General features: G+C 42.4%; 14 protein-coding genes. 6 read left to right on the forward strand and 8 right to left on the reverse strand.

Annotated features, from left to right (window positions below; genetic code table 11):
• Positions 1–69 precede the first annotated feature (69 nt).
• The 6 genes from menC to menB are packed head-to-tail and all read right to left on the reverse strand — an operon-like array spanning position 70 to position 7,337.
• Positions 70–1,170 carry an o-succinylbenzoate synthase gene (gene menC, locus ACFSR0_RS07985; RefSeq protein WP_379981628.1) on the reverse strand — a complete coding sequence of 367 codons (1,101 nt, stop codon included), beginning with the start codon at positions 1,168–1,170 and terminating at the stop codon, positions 70–72.
• Positions 1,167–1,994 carry a 2-succinyl-6-hydroxy-2,4-cyclohexadiene-1-carboxylate synthase gene (menH, locus tag ACFSR0_RS07990; RefSeq protein WP_379981630.1) on the reverse strand — a complete coding sequence of 276 codons (828 nt, stop codon included), beginning with the start codon at positions 1,992–1,994 and terminating at the stop codon, positions 1,167–1,169. The genes menC and menH overlap by 4 nt, the downstream gene beginning before the upstream one ends.
• A complete protein-coding gene (menD, locus tag ACFSR0_RS07995; protein ID WP_379981632.1) occupies positions 1,991–3,712 on the reverse strand; it encodes a 2-succinyl-5-enolpyruvyl-6-hydroxy-3-cyclohexene-1-carboxylic-acid synthase in 1,722 nt (573 codons plus the stop codon). The genes menH and menD overlap by 4 nt, the downstream gene beginning before the upstream one ends.
• A complete protein-coding gene (locus ACFSR0_RS08000; RefSeq protein WP_379981634.1) occupies positions 3,684–5,057 on the reverse strand; it encodes an isochorismate synthase in 1,374 nt (457 codons plus the stop codon). The genes menD and ACFSR0_RS08000 overlap by 29 nt, the downstream gene beginning before the upstream one ends.
• Entirely contained in the window at positions 5,035–6,522 is a 1,488-nt protein-coding gene (menE, locus tag ACFSR0_RS08005) for an o-succinylbenzoate--CoA ligase (RefSeq protein ID WP_379981636.1), read from the reverse strand. Before menE ends, ACFSR0_RS08000 begins: the two co-directional genes overlap by 23 nt.
• Entirely contained in the window at positions 6,522–7,337 is an 816-nt protein-coding gene (gene menB, locus ACFSR0_RS08010; RefSeq protein WP_379981638.1) for a 1,4-dihydroxy-2-naphthoyl-CoA synthase, read from the reverse strand. The genes menE and menB overlap by 1 nt, the downstream gene beginning before the upstream one ends.
• A gap of 98 nt (positions 7,338–7,435) precedes the next feature.
• Between menB and ACFSR0_RS08015 the strand changes: the two genes are divergently transcribed.
• From ACFSR0_RS08015 to ACFSR0_RS08040, 6 genes are all read left to right on the forward strand, one after another.
• Complete coding sequence (locus tag ACFSR0_RS08015; protein ID WP_379981640.1) at positions 7,436–7,813, forward strand: PaaI family thioesterase; 378 nt, start codon at positions 7,436–7,438, stop codon at positions 7,811–7,813.
• A 231-nt stretch (positions 7,814–8,044) separates the two neighbouring features.
• Complete coding sequence (locus tag ACFSR0_RS08020; RefSeq protein WP_379981642.1) at positions 8,045–8,755, forward strand: amino acid ABC transporter permease; 711 nt, start codon at positions 8,045–8,047, stop codon at positions 8,753–8,755.
• Positions 8,748–9,482, forward strand: coding sequence for an amino acid ABC transporter ATP-binding protein (locus ACFSR0_RS08025; RefSeq protein WP_379981644.1), 735 nt, complete (start codon positions 8,748–8,750; stop codon positions 9,480–9,482). The genes ACFSR0_RS08020 and ACFSR0_RS08025 overlap by 8 nt, the downstream gene beginning before the upstream one ends.
• 26 nt (positions 9,483–9,508) lie before the next feature.
• Entirely contained in the window at positions 9,509–10,387 is an 879-nt protein-coding gene (locus ACFSR0_RS08030) for a transporter substrate-binding domain-containing protein (protein ID WP_379981646.1), read from the forward strand.
• Positions 10,388–10,417: 30 nt separating this feature from the next.
• On the forward strand, positions 10,418–11,605 hold the full coding sequence (locus tag ACFSR0_RS08035) for a M20 family metallopeptidase (RefSeq protein ID WP_379981648.1): 1,188 nt from the start codon (positions 10,418–10,420) through the stop codon (positions 11,603–11,605).
• Positions 11,606–11,782: 177 nt separating this feature from the next.
• Positions 11,783–12,568, forward strand: a complete 786-nt coding sequence (locus ACFSR0_RS08040; protein ID WP_379981650.1) for a 2-keto-4-pentenoate hydratase — start codon at positions 11,783–11,785, stop codon at positions 12,566–12,568.
• A gap of 267 nt (positions 12,569–12,835) precedes the next feature.
• Here ACFSR0_RS08040 and ACFSR0_RS08045 read toward each other — a convergent pair whose 3' ends face one another.
• Positions 12,836–13,849 carry a LacI family DNA-binding transcriptional regulator gene (locus tag ACFSR0_RS08045; RefSeq protein WP_379981652.1) on the reverse strand — a complete coding sequence of 338 codons (1,014 nt, stop codon included), beginning with the start codon at positions 13,847–13,849 and terminating at the stop codon, positions 12,836–12,838.
• A gap of 82 nt (positions 13,850–13,931) precedes the next feature.
• Positions 13,932–15,647, reverse strand: a complete 1,716-nt coding sequence (locus ACFSR0_RS08050; protein WP_379981654.1) for a glycoside hydrolase family 13 protein — start codon at positions 15,645–15,647, stop codon at positions 13,932–13,934.
• Between the last annotated feature and the right edge of the window lie 161 nt (positions 15,648–15,808).

Genomic DNA, 15,808 nt, shown 5'->3' on the forward strand with positions numbered 1-15,808 from the left:
TTTGAACGTTATTCAAAAAGCCATCGTTTCTCTCTATAGTAGCAGATAAACGATGACGAATGGCAAGTATTACGTAAAAAGACGATAGTTGGTTTGAAATTTATCATGATGAACCGTTACCCCTATTCCAATCGAATCGGGAATCATCAATGCGCCTTGGCCCATTTTGGCTTCTGGTGTTACAATATCGGCCGCAAAATACCGGTTGGTTGCCGACAAATCGCCAGGAAAAATCAACTCAGCTAAGGATGAAAAATGCAAATTCAATGCCCGACCAACACCCAGTTCATACATTCCACCCAACCACACAAGCATGCCCTGTTGTGTGGCTTCTTGTAAAATGGCTTGTGCCGCCGTTATTCCCCCGACACGTGGAAGCTTGAGATTGATTGCTCGACAACTTCCCAGTGCGGCAGCAGTTTGGACATCTTCGACGCTACGAATCGTTTCATCTAAACAAATGGGCGTGTGCATTTGTCGTTGCAACGCAGCATGCCGCGTAAATTCTCTTGCCCCAAAAGGTTGTTCAATCATGGCCAATTGCAGGGTATCTAACTGCCGAAAAATGGTCCAATCCTCCTCCTTTTGATAGGCGGAGTTTGCATCAGCCATCAAGGAAAGGGAGGGAAATGCTTCCCGAATAGCGCTTAATGGTCCATAGTCATAGCCTGGCTTTATTTTTAATTTTACCCGGGTGTAGCCTTGATCAATAGCTGTTTGTACTTTTTTGATTAGCGTTGAAATCGATGATTCTATTCCAAAGCTAATGCCCACATGAATCGGCCGTTTTGTCCCTCCTAATATCTGATAAAGCGGTTGTTTTTGCACACGAGCAAAGCAATCCCATGCGGCAGTTTCCAGTGCTGCTTTCGCCATAAAATTTCCTTGAATGCCAGCAAAAAAAGCGCCAATTTCTTCCGGTCGATGCCATTCTTTTTTTAATAGCAATGGAATCAAATAGGTGGCAATCGTTGCTCGCGCGGTGGACAAGTATTCTTCAATATAATCCGGGTGAGGGAGTGCATCCAGCTCTCCTACGCCCCTCACACCGCTTTCATCGTGAAGTACATAAATCGAGGCTTGTTTCTCTGTTGTGCAACCATAACTTGTTTGAAAGGGATGCAAAAAAGGAACCGAATAATCAAATTGTTCAATGCGTAGTATTTTCATTCAACTTTCTCCTTTGCCTGACCGAGCCACTGTTCAAAAAAAGCGCCAAATAGCTGAGGTGTTTCCAAGTGAATGCAATGACCCACTCCCGAAAAAACCGTCAATGTACTGTTTGGAAATAGCTGGTGCATTTGCTGACCGATTGCAACGAATTTGGTGTCTAACGCTCCCACAAGGATGGCAACAGGGCGGGTGAATTGAGCCAATTGTGGCCAATAATTGGGTTGACTGCCTGTGCCCATTCCTCGTAGGCTATTTGCTAACCCTGTTGCCTGTTGACTTAGCCGTTCGTGACGAACAGTCAGTTGAACTTGAGTTGGTAGCTTGCTTTGACTAGCAAATAATGGCAATTTTTCCCAATCAGTGACAAATGAACGAACCCCCTCTTGTTCAATTTTTTGTGCCAGACGGGCATCTTTTTCCCGTCGTTTTTGTCGCTCTATTTGGGTCGCAAGTCCCGGTGAACCACTCTCCAAACTAAGTGTCTGAATGCGCTCTGGGTAAACCGTTGCCCAGCCTAACGCGAGCCGAGCTCCCATAGAATAGCCGAGTAAATGATACGTTTGAAGCCCTAGTTGTTGGACAAAATGAGCAAGCTCGGTTACGACGTTTTCAAATTGATAGGCTTCACTTTTAATCGCTATCGGGCTTTCACCATGCCCTAGACAATCAATGAGTAACCAATTAACTGTTGATAACTGATCGGCGATTGATTGGAAGGTATGACGAGTACCGGTAAAGCCATGCAGGCAAACAATCGTTGGTAGCTGCGATTGATAAGGTCGTGCCCATTCGTAGGCAAAAGTGTGCTCTTTTTTCTTCATTCGCCTGACTCAACTTTCTTTCGAAGTCGAGTGAGTGTCTCGTTCCAAATAGCAACCGGTTCATCAAACGTGCCTTGAATTTCAATCAGGGCAGGTTGGCCATTTTGGATGGCGTGACTTAGTTGTTCTTGATAGGTATTGAGCGTCTGCGGTTGCAGATAGGTCATCTGATACAAGGTCGCGACTTGACCAAAATCCATTGCCAATGACGTGGCAAATAAAGGATCAAAATCAGTTGGGTCTAACGTACGCTGACTCAAAAATGAAAAGATTCCGCCACCTTGATTGTTCAATAAAACAATCGTGACCGGCAACTGATAGGCACGAATGAGCTGCAATCCATTCATATCATGAAACAGGGCCAGATCTCCAACCAACAAGACGGTCGGCTGTTGTGTTGCAGCGGCAATCCCAGCTGCGGTCGATAGGGTACCATCAATGCCATTCACTCCCCGATTCCCCCAAATTGTGCATTCCTTTTGCGTGGGAACGAGAAAACGATCGACCATTCGGATAGCATTACTATTGGCTACCATCACTTGTGTTTGTTCAGGTAAGGGAGCAAAAAAATGGTAGGCGGCACTCGTTTCTGATAGTTGATGAAGCCACGCTCCTTGTGCAATCACTTCTTCCGCCTGTTTTTGTAACGTTTGCCATTGTTCTAGCCAATCAAGTGCGCACGGTTGAACAACCATTTCCAGAATGGCTTGGCATACTTGTTTTGTTGAATAGGGAAGCGGATGCGTGGTACATTGCAATTGATCAAGCCACTCCTGTCCGTCATCCACCAGTAGCCAAACAGCTGGCGTCAACGTTGCTTTTGATAACCATTGTGCCAGATTTTTACTAATCGGTAGCCGACCGAAACGTAAAACAACTTCCGGTTCAAGCTCAGAAATGGCTGGACAAGCACCGAAAATACTGTCGATTTGGCGAATATATGAGGTACTTTTGTAACCACAAGTTGCCAAATTAGTAAGGGGATCGCCCACGATAGGCCAATGTAATGTTTCTGCCACTTGCAAAAGCATCCGAGCTTCTGCTGGTGTGTGTGCTTCTCCCACCACAATGATGCCTTTCTTTTCAAACAACGCCGTATAAGAAGCCAATGAAATATGAACCGCCACTTTGTCATCTACGAACACGTTTGCGGGATAAGAAGATCGTGATAAATCAGGCAACAACGGTTCGCGTAAAGGAATGTTTAAATGAACAGGGCCTTTTGGGGCTTGTATCGCTTGCCTCGCTGCTTGTTCACCTTGCCAGTAGCTAGAACGAAGGAGCGCAGGAGTCTCTTCTGGCACGGTTAACTGAGTAAAGGATTTGACTTGTTTTCCAAATAACTCTTGTTGGTTCATGGTCTGTGGTGCCCCAACACCTTGTAATTCTGGTGGTCGGTCCGTCGTTAAAATGACTAGTGGGATCCGGCTAGCCTTCGCTTCACAGATAGCTGGATAATAATTTGCGGCGGCTGTCCCAGAAGTACAGACCAAAATGACAGGCTCTTGGCTAGCTTTTGCCAACCCTAAAGCAAAAAAAGCGGCCGAGCGTTCGTCTACGGCAACGTAATCCGTCAACCGTGGATCACGGTGAATCAACAGTGAAACCGGCGTTGAACGGGATCCAGGACTGATGACTGCTCGTGTGCTACCAGTTGCGACCAGTCCATCCAGTAAAGCGGACAAATACTCAGTCATCGTCTGTTGTGGTGTCTTCATCTTGAATTCCTCTTTTCATCGGTTGAAATTTCATCTTTGTTTCTTGACGTTCTTCTTCAGCGTTGGAATCCGCAACAATGCCACATCCAGCATATAATAACGCGTGCTTACCAGAAATAACTGCCGAGCGAATTCCCACCGCAAACTCGCCCGCATCTTCCGCCAGTGAAACCCAACCAATCGGTGCACCATAAAGACCTCTGCCGACTGGTTCATGGGTTCGAATCCACTCAATTGCTGCCTGTTTTGGTTCTCCGCCCAAGGCTGGCGTTGGATGCAGTTGCTGAATCATTTCAAAAAGTGATGCTCCATCATCGGCTCGCGTACCAATTAATTCCGCATACAAATGTTGAATATCACGATTTTTTAATAACGTTCGTTGACTGACATTTACCGTCGACTGACTAAATGGCTGAAGATTTTTTTGCAGACGCTCTACAACGATTTGATGTTCCTGTAGATTTTTTGCTGAGTGCAATAATTCTTGACCCAATCGTGTATCCTCTGATGGCGTTTTTCCGCGTTGAATCGATCCAGCTACCGCTACTGTAGTCACTTTCTTCGTCGTTGCTGCCAGTAATTTTTCAGGTGTCGCACCGATAAAAGTACTGTTTCCTTCTTGTAAATAGAACAAATACGTTTGCGGCTGTTGCGTTTCCAGACGTTGAAGCAACGCCACTTGATCGATTGGTTCATTCATTTCTAATGCTAATTGTCTCGCAAGCACGATTTTTTTTAGCGTATTGTTGGGATTTCGAATGGTTTTTACCGCTTGGTCAACAGTTTCCATCCATTTCTTCACTGCGATTTCTTGACTGGTAACCAAGCGATTTTTTTGCACTTTGGGGGCTGCTTGTGATAAGGCTAAAATGATGCGGTGTTGTTCTTTTTGGAACCTTGTCGTTAAAGCCGCAAAGGTAGCGGGACGTTTTACTGTCAGCGTAACTTGCCAACGTCCTTGATTGAACGTGAACAATACTTTAGGAAGCAAAAACCCTCCTTCTGCTAACTGGTTCCATAACGGGGCGGCATTTGCTTGCACATCAAAAGGAAATGCGCCAAATAAACACAAGCGATTGTCCGGGTCCATCGTCTGCTGATGCAATCTTTTTTTCTGATTATTCATCGTTACACCATCATCAGGAAAAAGCTTTGTTCGTTGACCAAAGCCGACAAGTAGGTGTTGACGATCGGGTGTCTGCCAAAAAAAGCGGGTATTCTCTTCTGGAAAACTACGCAACAGAACAGCCAACGACAAATCCTGTTCATAGTCAAACGTATAACTAAAATATAATTTCGCATCTTGGTACGCTTGTTCGTACTCAGGTGCTAAGTGGATACTCAATGTACTTCACTCTTTCTTCTGTTAAAAATAATCGTTTCAACACTTTGCCACTCGCTGTTTTCGGAAAAGAATGAACGACATAAATCATTTTTGGGTGTTTATAGGTTGCTAACGAAGCAGTTAAATATGGCTGCAAAGCTGCTCTTGTTAACACGTTTGCTGTAGTCAATTGAATAAAAGCAATCGGCACTTGTCCCCATTGCTCATCCATTTGTCCGATAACGGCAGCTGCCGTTATTGCAGGATGGCGCATAAGTATCTGTTCAATCTCACCGGGATAAATATTTTCTCCTCCTGAAATAATTAACTCACTCAAGCGACTTTTTAAATACAACGCCCCATCTTGATCAAGATAACCAAGATCACCTGTTTTCAACCACCCATCTTCCGTCCAAGAATCCTCACTTCTTTGGTTTAAATAGCTCGTCACAATGGATGGCCCTTTAACGAAAATTTCACCAATTAAAGCCGTAGCATTCATTTGATTAGTTGATGGCACAATCTTCACCTTCACGTCATTCAATGGATAACCAGCTGAACCCACTTTATGTGTGAGCTCTTTAACAGGTAATGCCGTAATCTGAGAGCAGGTCTCTGTCATACCAAATGAAGGCATGATGGGAATTTTGCAAGCCATTGCTTCTTCAATCAGCGAAGGCATGATAGGCCCTCCACCTAATAAAATGGCTTTTAAGTGAGCGTACCCTCTGCTAGGAGCAACTGGCAAGAGAGCTTGCAAGGTACTCGTAACCAGTGACAAGACGGTTACCTCACCCGCTTGAAGTGAAGCGTTCAGAACAATTGGATCAAATTGTTCATACAATCGCACAGCCAAACCAATTTTTAACGAACGTAGCAAAATGGACAGGCCACTAATATGAAATAAAGGCAACACTAACCCCCAACAATCATCGCCGGTTAGTTGCAGAGAATGTTGAGTTGCAACAATACTTGCATGATGGTTACCAAATGTTTGAGGGACCCCTTTTGGCTGACCCGTCGTACCTGAAGTGTACATAATTGAGGCAATAGCTGAAGATTCATAGCCAGCATCTATATAATCTGCCTGCGCGATATCCTTCTCCAAAAGATCCGGAATGGCTAAACAGGCGATTGTGTCTGGGATGGCACGCACGTCATCACAAAGGAGCCATTCAGTCTGTGCATCATTCAGTTGAAAACGCCATTCTTCTACCGTTAGCCGACGATTTAACAGCTGAACTTCCATTCCCAATTCCCACAAACCTAAAATGGTCAAATACATGGCCGGCGAATTTTTACTATAAATGGCAACACGCTTACTCGTTGCTGGCAAATTAGCCGCATAGTAATGTGCATAACGTTGCGCGATTTGAGCAAGCAAAGAAAACGACCAACTTTCTTTTTGCCACAAAAAAGCAGGTCGTTTCGGATGAAGTAACGCTTGCTGTTGAAGCCAGCTTCGCGGTGCTTGATTGGTTTGCATTACGGAAATTTCGGAAATTGGTCAAAATCCGGTGTTCGTTTTTCCTTAAACGCATCACGACCTTCTTTTGCTTCATCCATCGTATAGTATAGAAGCGTCGCGTCACCAGCTAGTTGTTGGATTCCGGCAAGACCATCTGTATCAGCATTCATCGCCGCTTTAATCATGCGTAACGCCAACGGACTTTTCGTCAGCATTTCTTCAGCCCATTCCATTGTCACTTCTTCTACTTCAGCTAATGGAACAACCGTGTTAATCCAGTTCATCTGCAAGGCTTCTTCGGCGGTATATTGTTTGGTCATAAACCAAACTTCTTTTGCCTTTTTGTGGCCGATGACTCGCGCAAGATAGCCAGAGCCATAACCACCATCAAAACTACCCACATTTGGACCGGTTTGCCCAAATTTGGCATTGTCTGCCGCAATCGTAATATCACAGACCAATTGCAAGACATTTCCCCCACCAATCGACCAGCCTTTAACCATGGCGATGACTGGTTTAGGAATCACACGAATCAGGCGTTGCAAATCCAAAACATTCAAACGTGGCACTTGATCTTCTCCCACATAGCCGCCGTTTCCACGAACTTTTTGATCCCCGCCCGAACAAAAGGCTTGATCCCCTTCACCAGTTAAAATAATCACGCCAACATCCGTTTTCTCTCGACTAATTGTAAAGGCATCAATCATTTCAAATACTGTTTTTGGGGTGAATGCATTGTGTACATGCGGCCGATTGATACTTATTTTTGCTACTTTTCCGTATTGTTGAAACAGAATTTCGTCATATTCTTTAATTATTTGCCATTCTCTCAAATTATTGACCTCCTTAAGTCATTTCCTGTACTATTATACACAATTAGATCGTTTTTCCCAAAGAACGAGATTAAAAACGAAGAAAGGGGCGAAGAGCTATGGATACACTCTCCTATCTAGGTATTAAAACGGAATATGAAGATCAAGAGAAGGTTGAGCTCTCCTTGCAACTAGATGAACGTCATCTACAGCCATATGGTGTGATGCATGGGGGAATCAGTGCCATTTTAATTGAAACAGCTTGCAGTATTGGTGCCAATTGTGCACTTGGTTCAACCACACATTTTGTGGTTGGAGTGGACTTAACCGTTTCTCACTTAACCCCTGCCACTACAGGTAAGTTAACCGTCACGGCCACACCTGATCGGGTTGGTCGAAGCCTTCAAGTATGGCAGGCAACGGTTGTAAATGAAGACGGAAAAAAAATCGCAGTTGGTCGTTGTACGCTGACTGTTGCCCAAAAAACAATTAACTAACCGAAATCATCTAATGGAAAGGGCGCGTTCGCCACTTAGCCACTAGATGGTTTTTTTGTGCCTTTTCTTCGTCTTTGCACGTATTCCTCTAAAATCCCAGCAACCTGTTTTTTGCACTTTTTTGTAATATTTATTCATTTTCTCTTTACTTTTGCCTAATTTTATCTTATTATTAGCACACTTAATTGAATAAAAATTCAAAATAGAAAGAATAAATCGAGGTTTTTGTATATGAATGTCTATTTAGGAATCGTGATTGATTTTAGTAAAATTGTCAAATGGCTACCTACCTTTTGGCAAGGGACCATCGTAACGATCGTCTTAGCAATCATGACGGTCATTATTGGTTCAATCATTGGTTTGATTGCAACGATTATGAAGCAATCGAAAGCTGCTCCCTTACGCTGGATTGCCAAAGTCTATACCCAAGTGGTACGGGGAACTCCTTTGCTTTTACAATTGTTTATGTGGTTGTATGGCTTTCCCATTATCGGACTCTCAATTCCCTCGATTCCGCTTTTTGGCGACGTTTTTGGCTCACGTGAATTCTTGACGTCTGTCGTGGCATTGTCAATCAACTCAGGTGCCTACATTTGCGAACTACTCCGAGGTGGCTTAGAGTCCATTGATAAAGGGCAAATGGAAGCGGGACGCTCGCTAGGATTAAGTCGTTGGCAGACGATGAAAGCCATTATCATTCCACAAGCCATCCGAGTTGTCTTACCCGGACTTGGCAATGAATTCATTATGATGATTAAGGAATCCTCTATCGTATCAGTCGTAGGTGTCTTTGATGTAATGTACACTTACAATATCGTTAAAGCATCTACTTATTCGATTTTTGAACCTTTGATTGTGGTTGGTATCATCTATTTTCTTTTGACAGCTGGTCTAACTGCCTTAATGAATGTATTGGAAAAGAGGATGCATGTGTATGATTAAAACCATTGATATCACCAAAAATTTTGGTGATTTAGCAGTATTAAAAGGTATTTCAACTGAGATAAAAAAAGGAGAAGTGGTGGCTATCATTGGTCCATCTGGATCTGGTAAATCTACGTTTCTTCGCTGTTTAAACTTGATGGAAGCTCCGACAAGTGGTCAAGTAATCTTTGAAGAACAGGATTTAACCGCCAAGAAAATGAAAGAAACCGAAATCGATAGCATTCGCGAAAAAATCGGCATGGTTTTCCAACACTTTAACTTGTTTCCAAATAAAACCGTGCTCGAAAATATCACCCTTGCACCAATTATGCGTAAAAAAATGACAAAAGAACAAGCCGAACAAAAAGCCGACGCTCTTTTGAAAAAAGTCGGGCTTTCTGATAAAAAATATGCTTACCCTAACCAATTATCCGGTGGTCAAAAGCAACGGGTAGCCATCGCTAGGTCATTAGCAATGGAACCTGAGTTGATGCTCTTTGACGAACCAACCTCTGCTCTCGATCCTGAAATGGTTAAAGAAGTGTTGCTTGTTATTCAAGATTTAACTAAAAGTCACATGACCACCATCATCGTGACCCATGAAATGAATTTCGCAAAAAAAGTGGCCTCTCGTGTCCTATTTATTGATGAAGGACATATCGTTGAGGAAGGAACACCCGAAGAATTATTTGAACGACCAAAAGAAGAACGGACAAAAGTCTTCCTTGATAAAATTACCTTTTAAATAAAAAAATGAAATGAGGAAAAAAAATGAATAAAAAAAAGTGGCTCTTTTCAACAATCATCACCGTATTGACCGTCGTTTCACTTGCGGCTTGTGGATCATCTTCATCTAACAAGTCAAGCAGTACTTCAACAGATAAATTGGCCCAAATCAAAAAAAGTGGCAAATTGACCGTGGGAACGTCGCCTGATTTTCCTCCATCTGAATTTTATATTTTGAACGATAAAGGAGAAAAAGAAATCGTAGGGAGTGATATTTCCTTAGCCAAAGCCATTGCTAAAGAGATTGGCGTGAAACTGGATATTAAAGCCACCGATTTCAATGGTGTCTTAGCCAATATTCAAACGGGGAGTGTTGATATTGGTATTTCAGGGTTTGTTGGAACAGATGAACGCAAAAAAATCATGGATTTTTCGGATGGGTATGAACAAGAAGTCAGCGATGGCTACCAAGGAATTCTGACCACCAAAGAAGTTGCCCAAAAGTACACAACTTTAGCGGACTTGAAAAAAGCCAAACTAAAAGTTGGCTCGCAATCTGGCTCCATTCAATATGAACTAGCAACGGCAATCACTTCGGCGGCAAATATTAAGCAATACGGTACAATGGATGCTGCGGTACTCGCATTGAACTCCGGCGATATTGATGCCGTAACTGTCTCAACCACTTCTGTTGAACCCTTGTTAACGTCATTTCCTAATCTAACATTGTTAAGCAAAGAAGAATTTAATCTTGATCCAAAAAATAAATACGCGACCAATGTCATTGGTATTCCTAAAGATGACGCCAACAAATCTCTTATCAAACTCATTAATAAAGTCATCAAAGAGAACAAAGACAACGGCAATTTGAAAAAATGGAAAGATGAAGCAACTGAGCAAGCCAAAAAAGCAATCAATGAATAACCCAGGAATTTAGAAAGAAGGAACCTCTTTATGACAGCAAAAGAACAAATTATCTCCTCAATAGAAGACCATATTGATGCCTATATGAACATTGTCCAAACCCTCTATGACAATCCAGAAATTGGTAATGAAGAATTCGAAACGATGAAGTTATTGGTCAACTACCTGACACAAGCAGGTTTTGATACCCAATCCGCCTATGTGGTGCCAACTGGTTTTTTGGGAACGTATGATACCCATAAGCCCGGTCCAACCATTGCCGTTATGTGTGAATACGATGCACTGCCAGAAGTCGGCCATGGCTGCGGCCACAATCTCATTGCAGCAATTGGCGTAGCCACAGGTGAAGCAATTAAAGGAATTATTGACCAATTTGGTGGCAAATTACTCGTAGTCGGTACCCCGGCTGAAGAGAATTTTGGTGGCAAAGTGAGCATGGCAAACGCAGGTGTTTTTGATGATGTCGATGTTGCTCTAATGGTTCACCCTGGCGTAAAAAATGGCGTCGGTGGTCGTTCAAATGCATTAAATCCAATTAAATTTGAATTTTTTGGCAAAAACGCTCATGGTTGTCACCCTGATTTAGGGCGCTCAGCATTAGATGCTGCAGTGATGAGTTATCTCCAAATTAATTTATTGCGCCAATTTGCCAATCCGCATACCTATATCCATGGCATCATTAAAGACGGCGGTCAAGCTGCCAACGTCATTCCAGGTTATGCATCGCTAGAATATTATTTCCGCGCTCCGAAGATGTCTTATGCCAAATATCTGACTGAACGAGCAACCAAAGCAGTGGAAGGCATTTGTTTGGCTAATGAGGTAACGTTTAAAACCTCGGTCTACGAATGTCCTTATGAAGATACGTTAATTAACTATACCTTGGCTGATATTCTGATGGAAAAATATCAAGAACTCGGTCTCACCGATATTGCACCTGTTGAAGAAGTTGCTGCTGGATCAACCGATGTTGGGGCCGTCAGTTACAAATGTGCAACAATTCAAGGCAACATTAAAATCGCCGATAGCCATGTTGGTGCACATACAAAAGAAATGGCTGCAGCAACCATTTCCCCAGCTGGTAAACAAGGCCTCCTTTCTGCAGCAAAAGGGTTGGCTCTCACCATTTTGGAATTACTCGAAAAACCTGAAGTCTTGGCCGCTGTGAAGGCGGAACACCAGGAAAATATTCAAAAAGCAACAGCGATTGATGCCTAGCTATCCTGTGATTTGTAGCATGGCTGATGATAACAAGGACACCCGACCAGTCTTTCCAACGATTGATGCGTCGGGTCTTTTTTTAGATTAGCCCCTATGATCAATCAAAAATGAGACAAGCATTGAAGGACAGCCAGGATTGTGATACAGTTTTAACAACTAAAGGGAGGGCTTTTCATGACTTTATCTAGCGAACAACAAGCATTGGCCGAAGCATTACTCGATGCATACAAAACAGGCCACTCACTACCAATTGAACAAGCAGCAACCGCTGTAAGCACACTTGAGGATGCTTATGGCATTCAGGCAATGGTTAGCCAAAAAAAAGACACACCCATCGCAGGTTACAAGATTAGTTTGACAAGTGAACAAACACAAAAGCTTTTTGCTTCAGACGAACCTTTATACGGAGCAGAAGAACAAGCGCAAATGCTTACTTCTCCCGCAACTGTCAACTTAGCAGATTTTTTGGAACCCTTAGTCGAAATCGAACTTGTTTTCACCGCGACTGAGACACTGTCTGAAACAGATACATTACCCGAATTATGTGAAAAATTAACCGTGGCTCCGGGCATCGAATTACCCGACTCGCGCTTTGCTGATTGGTTCCCCGATCTGAATAAATATCTCGTTGTCTCAGATGGTGCAGTTGGCGGCCGAATTGTAGTAGGAACTTCCCAACCTGTAACCAATTTTTCTTTGGAAGAGTTAGCAACCATTCAAGGAACACTGACAATCGATGATCAAAAAGTTGCAGAAGGGCTCTCTTCTGAAGTATTGACCAATCCATTACTTTCTGTACAATGGCTAATAAAGAAATTAGCCCAAACAAATCAAACAATTTCTGCTGGGATGCATATTTCCAGTGGTACCTTCATTTTTCCCGTGCCTTTAAAGAAAGGTAGCTTTAAAGCAAGCTATTCACATGGCATTGGTGAAGTCATTGTTCAAGCAATAGAGTAAAAAAATTTACTAGGAGGATAACCATTTTGCGGTTATCCTCCTCTTCCTTTTTTCTTCTCAATGGTAAAGCTGACTCCCTGTGCGTATCCCTCAAAAAGGTTGCCTTCCAGCAAAGGTGTTCAAACGGAGAGTCTTCATTTCAGTATTCTCCTCTTACAAAGATTTCTAACTAGCTGGCACGCCCTCGTCTCTTTCACATTAGGATACTCGTTAGACACAAAAAACCAAAAAGCAGAGCGGCTTCCCTAAGAAAACTGCTCTACTCTTTTATTCAGATTCATTTTCTAGCATACGTACTGTTTTGCGTTCTTTTAATTGAAATGGAATAATTTCGGATACGATTGCTTGTTCATTAGCAATCGCTTGAATTAACCGTTTGCATCCGCGCGCACCCATATCATAAAAAGGTTGCGCAATCGTTGTTAATGGCGGCGTTGTCATCCAGGCAATGCTTGTATCATCGTAACCAATGACCGAGAGTTGCTCTGGAACACCAATTGCGTATTGATGGGCAATCGAAATGACACCTAGAGCTGTATCATCACTGGCACAGACAATCGCTGTTGGTAAACGATGATGAACGTAATATTCCATCGCTCGTCTCCCCGCATCAAAACTAAAATCACCATAACAAATTAACGCTTTATCTACCGGTAAATGATTGGCTACCAAGCAATCAAGATACCCTAATAGCCGTGGCTCTCCAGCAACCTTATCGTTTGGATTGACGCCAGCCAGGCCAATCTTTTGATGGTGATGATCAATTAAATATTGCGTAGCATGGTACATGGCTTCATAATCATCCACTTTAATATATGGCAAACGATTGTCTTCCGAAATGGTTGATAATAAAATGGTTGGCACACCTAAGCGACTAATCATCACTTGTTGTTCTTTTTTGAGATAGATAGAAACAATAATAATCCCATCCACACGCCGATTCACCATTAACTTTAAACTATCGGACAACCGCTTTCCCTCAACTCCAGCATGTGTAAGAATCACACTATACCCATAATCATAGGCGATATCCTCAATCCCTGTCACAATATTTCCATAAAATGAAGTACTCACATCAGGAATAATAATCCCAATCGTCTTCGTTTTATTTGTCACCAAGCTAGTAGCAGCAGCATTCTTATAATACCCTAATTCTTTTGCAGCCCTCAACACTCGTTCACGTGTCTCACTGCCATATCCACCAATATCGTTGATAACTCGTGAAACGGTAGCTGTGGAGACATTTGCCCGCTTCGCTATATCTTTGATTGTAATTGCCATCGCATTTCTCCTACTTTACATCATGCACCAATGATTCAAACTAAACGCTGGTTGCTGAAATCCTTTTCTTTCCTATTATACATTAATTTACGTGATAGATAAGTGCTTCATACGGTTCTAATGCTAATTTTTTTTGTTTTTCTTTCAACTGTTGTTTGAATGGAGAAAGAGGATCGGCTGCGTGACTGCCAATAGGATGATTTCCCATTACTAACGACCAACTTTGACCAGAAATAGCAGTTGGTAGATTGATTTCAGCCGGTTCTTTGGTCAGATTTACAACAACCAACATGCGATCTTCCTCTAAAAATCGTTCATAAATGTATACTTGAGGATGTTTCGGTAAATAATCATGGTAATGACCAGAGACGAAGATATTCTGAGTTTTTCTTAATTGAATTAATTTTTTGTAATACGACAAAATGGATGTTGGTTGTTGCGTTTGTTCTGCTACATTGATCGTAGTATAGTTTGGATTAACAACCATCCATGGTTTGCCTGTGGTAAAGCCTGCATTTTCGCTCGTATTCCATTGCATAGGTGTCCGACTGTTATCTCTTGAGATACTGCTCATTAATTCTAAAATCTCAAGTTTTCGATCCTCATTGTCTTCCATTTGAAGCAATTCTTCAATTTGATTCTTAGCCGTGACATCATCCAATTCATCTAAGCTACGAAACGTCATATTGGTCATGCCGATTTCTTGGCCTTGGTAGATGAAAGGTGTTCCTTGCAGCAACAAGTACATCGTTGCCAAAGCGGTGGCTGCTTTTTCCCGATAGACTGGCTGATCATTGCCAAAAACAGAAACGCTCCGTGGGACATCGTGATTCTCCATGTACAGTGCATTCCAACCTTGGCCATAATCTAGGCGTTTTTGCCAGCGACCAAGCGCCTTTTTCAGCGCAACAACATCCATCGTGTCATTTTTTTCGCGCTTCCATAGCGAAATATGCTCAAATTCAAATATCATATTAAAATAACCGTCTTTGCCGACCCACTCAGGGGCTTGTTCCGCCGTAACGCCAGATGCTTCGCCAACCGTCACAATATCATATTCTTTAAAAACCTTACTCAATTCGCGCAAGTATACACCAATCCCCTTGACGTTGGTAAAAGGAGAGTATGCCCAATCTTTCTTGGGTTTCGTATGCCAAGGAGATTTTTTAATATGTGAAATCGCATCAATTCGAAACCCATCAATGCCTAAGTCAAGCCACCAACGAATCATGGTATAAATATCTTGACGCATGTTGGGATTTTCCCAGTTTAAATCAGGTTGTTCTTTGGCAAATACATGTAGGTATTGTTGATCAATCGCAGGGACGTATTCCCAGACAGATCCTCCAAAAATCGATTCCCATTGGTTTGGTTTGTCGTTGCCGTCAGCCCAAATATAATAGTCATGATAGGGATTATCTTTTCCTTGCAATGCTTCTTTAAACCAAGGATGTTGATCCGAAGTATGATTGATGACCAAATCCATAATGATTTTGATGCCCAAGTCATGCGCTTCATCAATCAGTTTTAGCATGTCTTCCATTGTCCCAAATTCCGGATTGATATCTTGATAATCACTAATATCATAGCCATTATCAACATTTGGTGAGGCATAAACAGGATTCAACCAAACAAAATCGATGCCTAATTCTTTGAGATAACGTAAGTTTTTCCGAATCCCTTGGAGATCACCAATACCATCCCCATTTGAATCTTTGAAACTTTTTGGATAAATTTGGTACCCTATCGCCTCTTTCCACCAAGGCATGGCTTGTTGTTTTTCATGCATATCTTCCATACGCCGTTGCCAAAAATCTATAAATATTCCTAACCAACTATAAAAATTGTCAGATTAATGTTTATTTCCTGTTTCTACGTGTCCGATTTTGCCACTTGCTCGCTACTCTCGTTTGCTATAACATTCCACAGGCGTTAATTCGGATACAACGAATCCTACAT

This window comes from Enterococcus camelliae, from assembly GCF_042685105.1.
GTDB lineage: Bacteria > Bacillota > Bacilli > Lactobacillales > Enterococcaceae > Enterococcus_G > Enterococcus_G camelliae.

What these genes read in the sequence shown, in the direction of transcription:
- menC (WP_379981628.1), bottom strand. Translation starts at nt 1,170, where the DNA reads ATGAAAATACTACGCATTGAACAATTTGATTATTCGGTTCCTTTTTTG.
- menH (WP_379981630.1), bottom strand. Translation starts at nt 1,994, where the DNA reads ATGAAGAAAAAAGAGCACACTTTTGCCTACGAATGGGCACGACCTTAT.
- menD (WP_379981632.1), bottom strand. Translation starts at nt 3,712, where the DNA reads ATGAAGACACCACAACAGACGATGACTGAGTATTTGTCCGCTTTACTG.
- menE (WP_379981636.1), bottom strand. Translation starts at nt 6,522, where the DNA reads ATGCAAACCAATCAAGCACCGCGAAGCTGGCTTCAACAGCAAGCGTTA.
- ACFSR0_RS08015 (WP_379981640.1), top strand. Translation starts at nt 7,436, where the DNA reads ATGGATACACTCTCCTATCTAGGTATTAAAACGGAATATGAAGATCAA.
- ACFSR0_RS08020 (WP_379981642.1), top strand. Translation starts at nt 8,045, where the DNA reads ATGAATGTCTATTTAGGAATCGTGATTGATTTTAGTAAAATTGTCAAA.
- ACFSR0_RS08025 (WP_379981644.1), top strand. Translation starts at nt 8,748, where the DNA reads ATGATTAAAACCATTGATATCACCAAAAATTTTGGTGATTTAGCAGTA.
- ACFSR0_RS08030 (WP_379981646.1), top strand. Translation starts at nt 9,509, where the DNA reads ATGAATAAAAAAAAGTGGCTCTTTTCAACAATCATCACCGTATTGACC.
- ACFSR0_RS08035 (WP_379981648.1), top strand. Translation starts at nt 10,418, where the DNA reads ATGACAGCAAAAGAACAAATTATCTCCTCAATAGAAGACCATATTGAT.
- ACFSR0_RS08040 (WP_379981650.1), top strand. Translation starts at nt 11,783, where the DNA reads ATGACTTTATCTAGCGAACAACAAGCATTGGCCGAAGCATTACTCGAT.
- ACFSR0_RS08045 (WP_379981652.1), bottom strand. Translation starts at nt 13,849, where the DNA reads ATGGCAATTACAATCAAAGATATAGCGAAGCGGGCAAATGTCTCCACA.
- ACFSR0_RS08050 (WP_379981654.1), bottom strand. Translation starts at nt 15,647, where the DNA reads ATGGAAGATATGCATGAAAAACAACAAGCCATGCCTTGGTGGAAAGAG.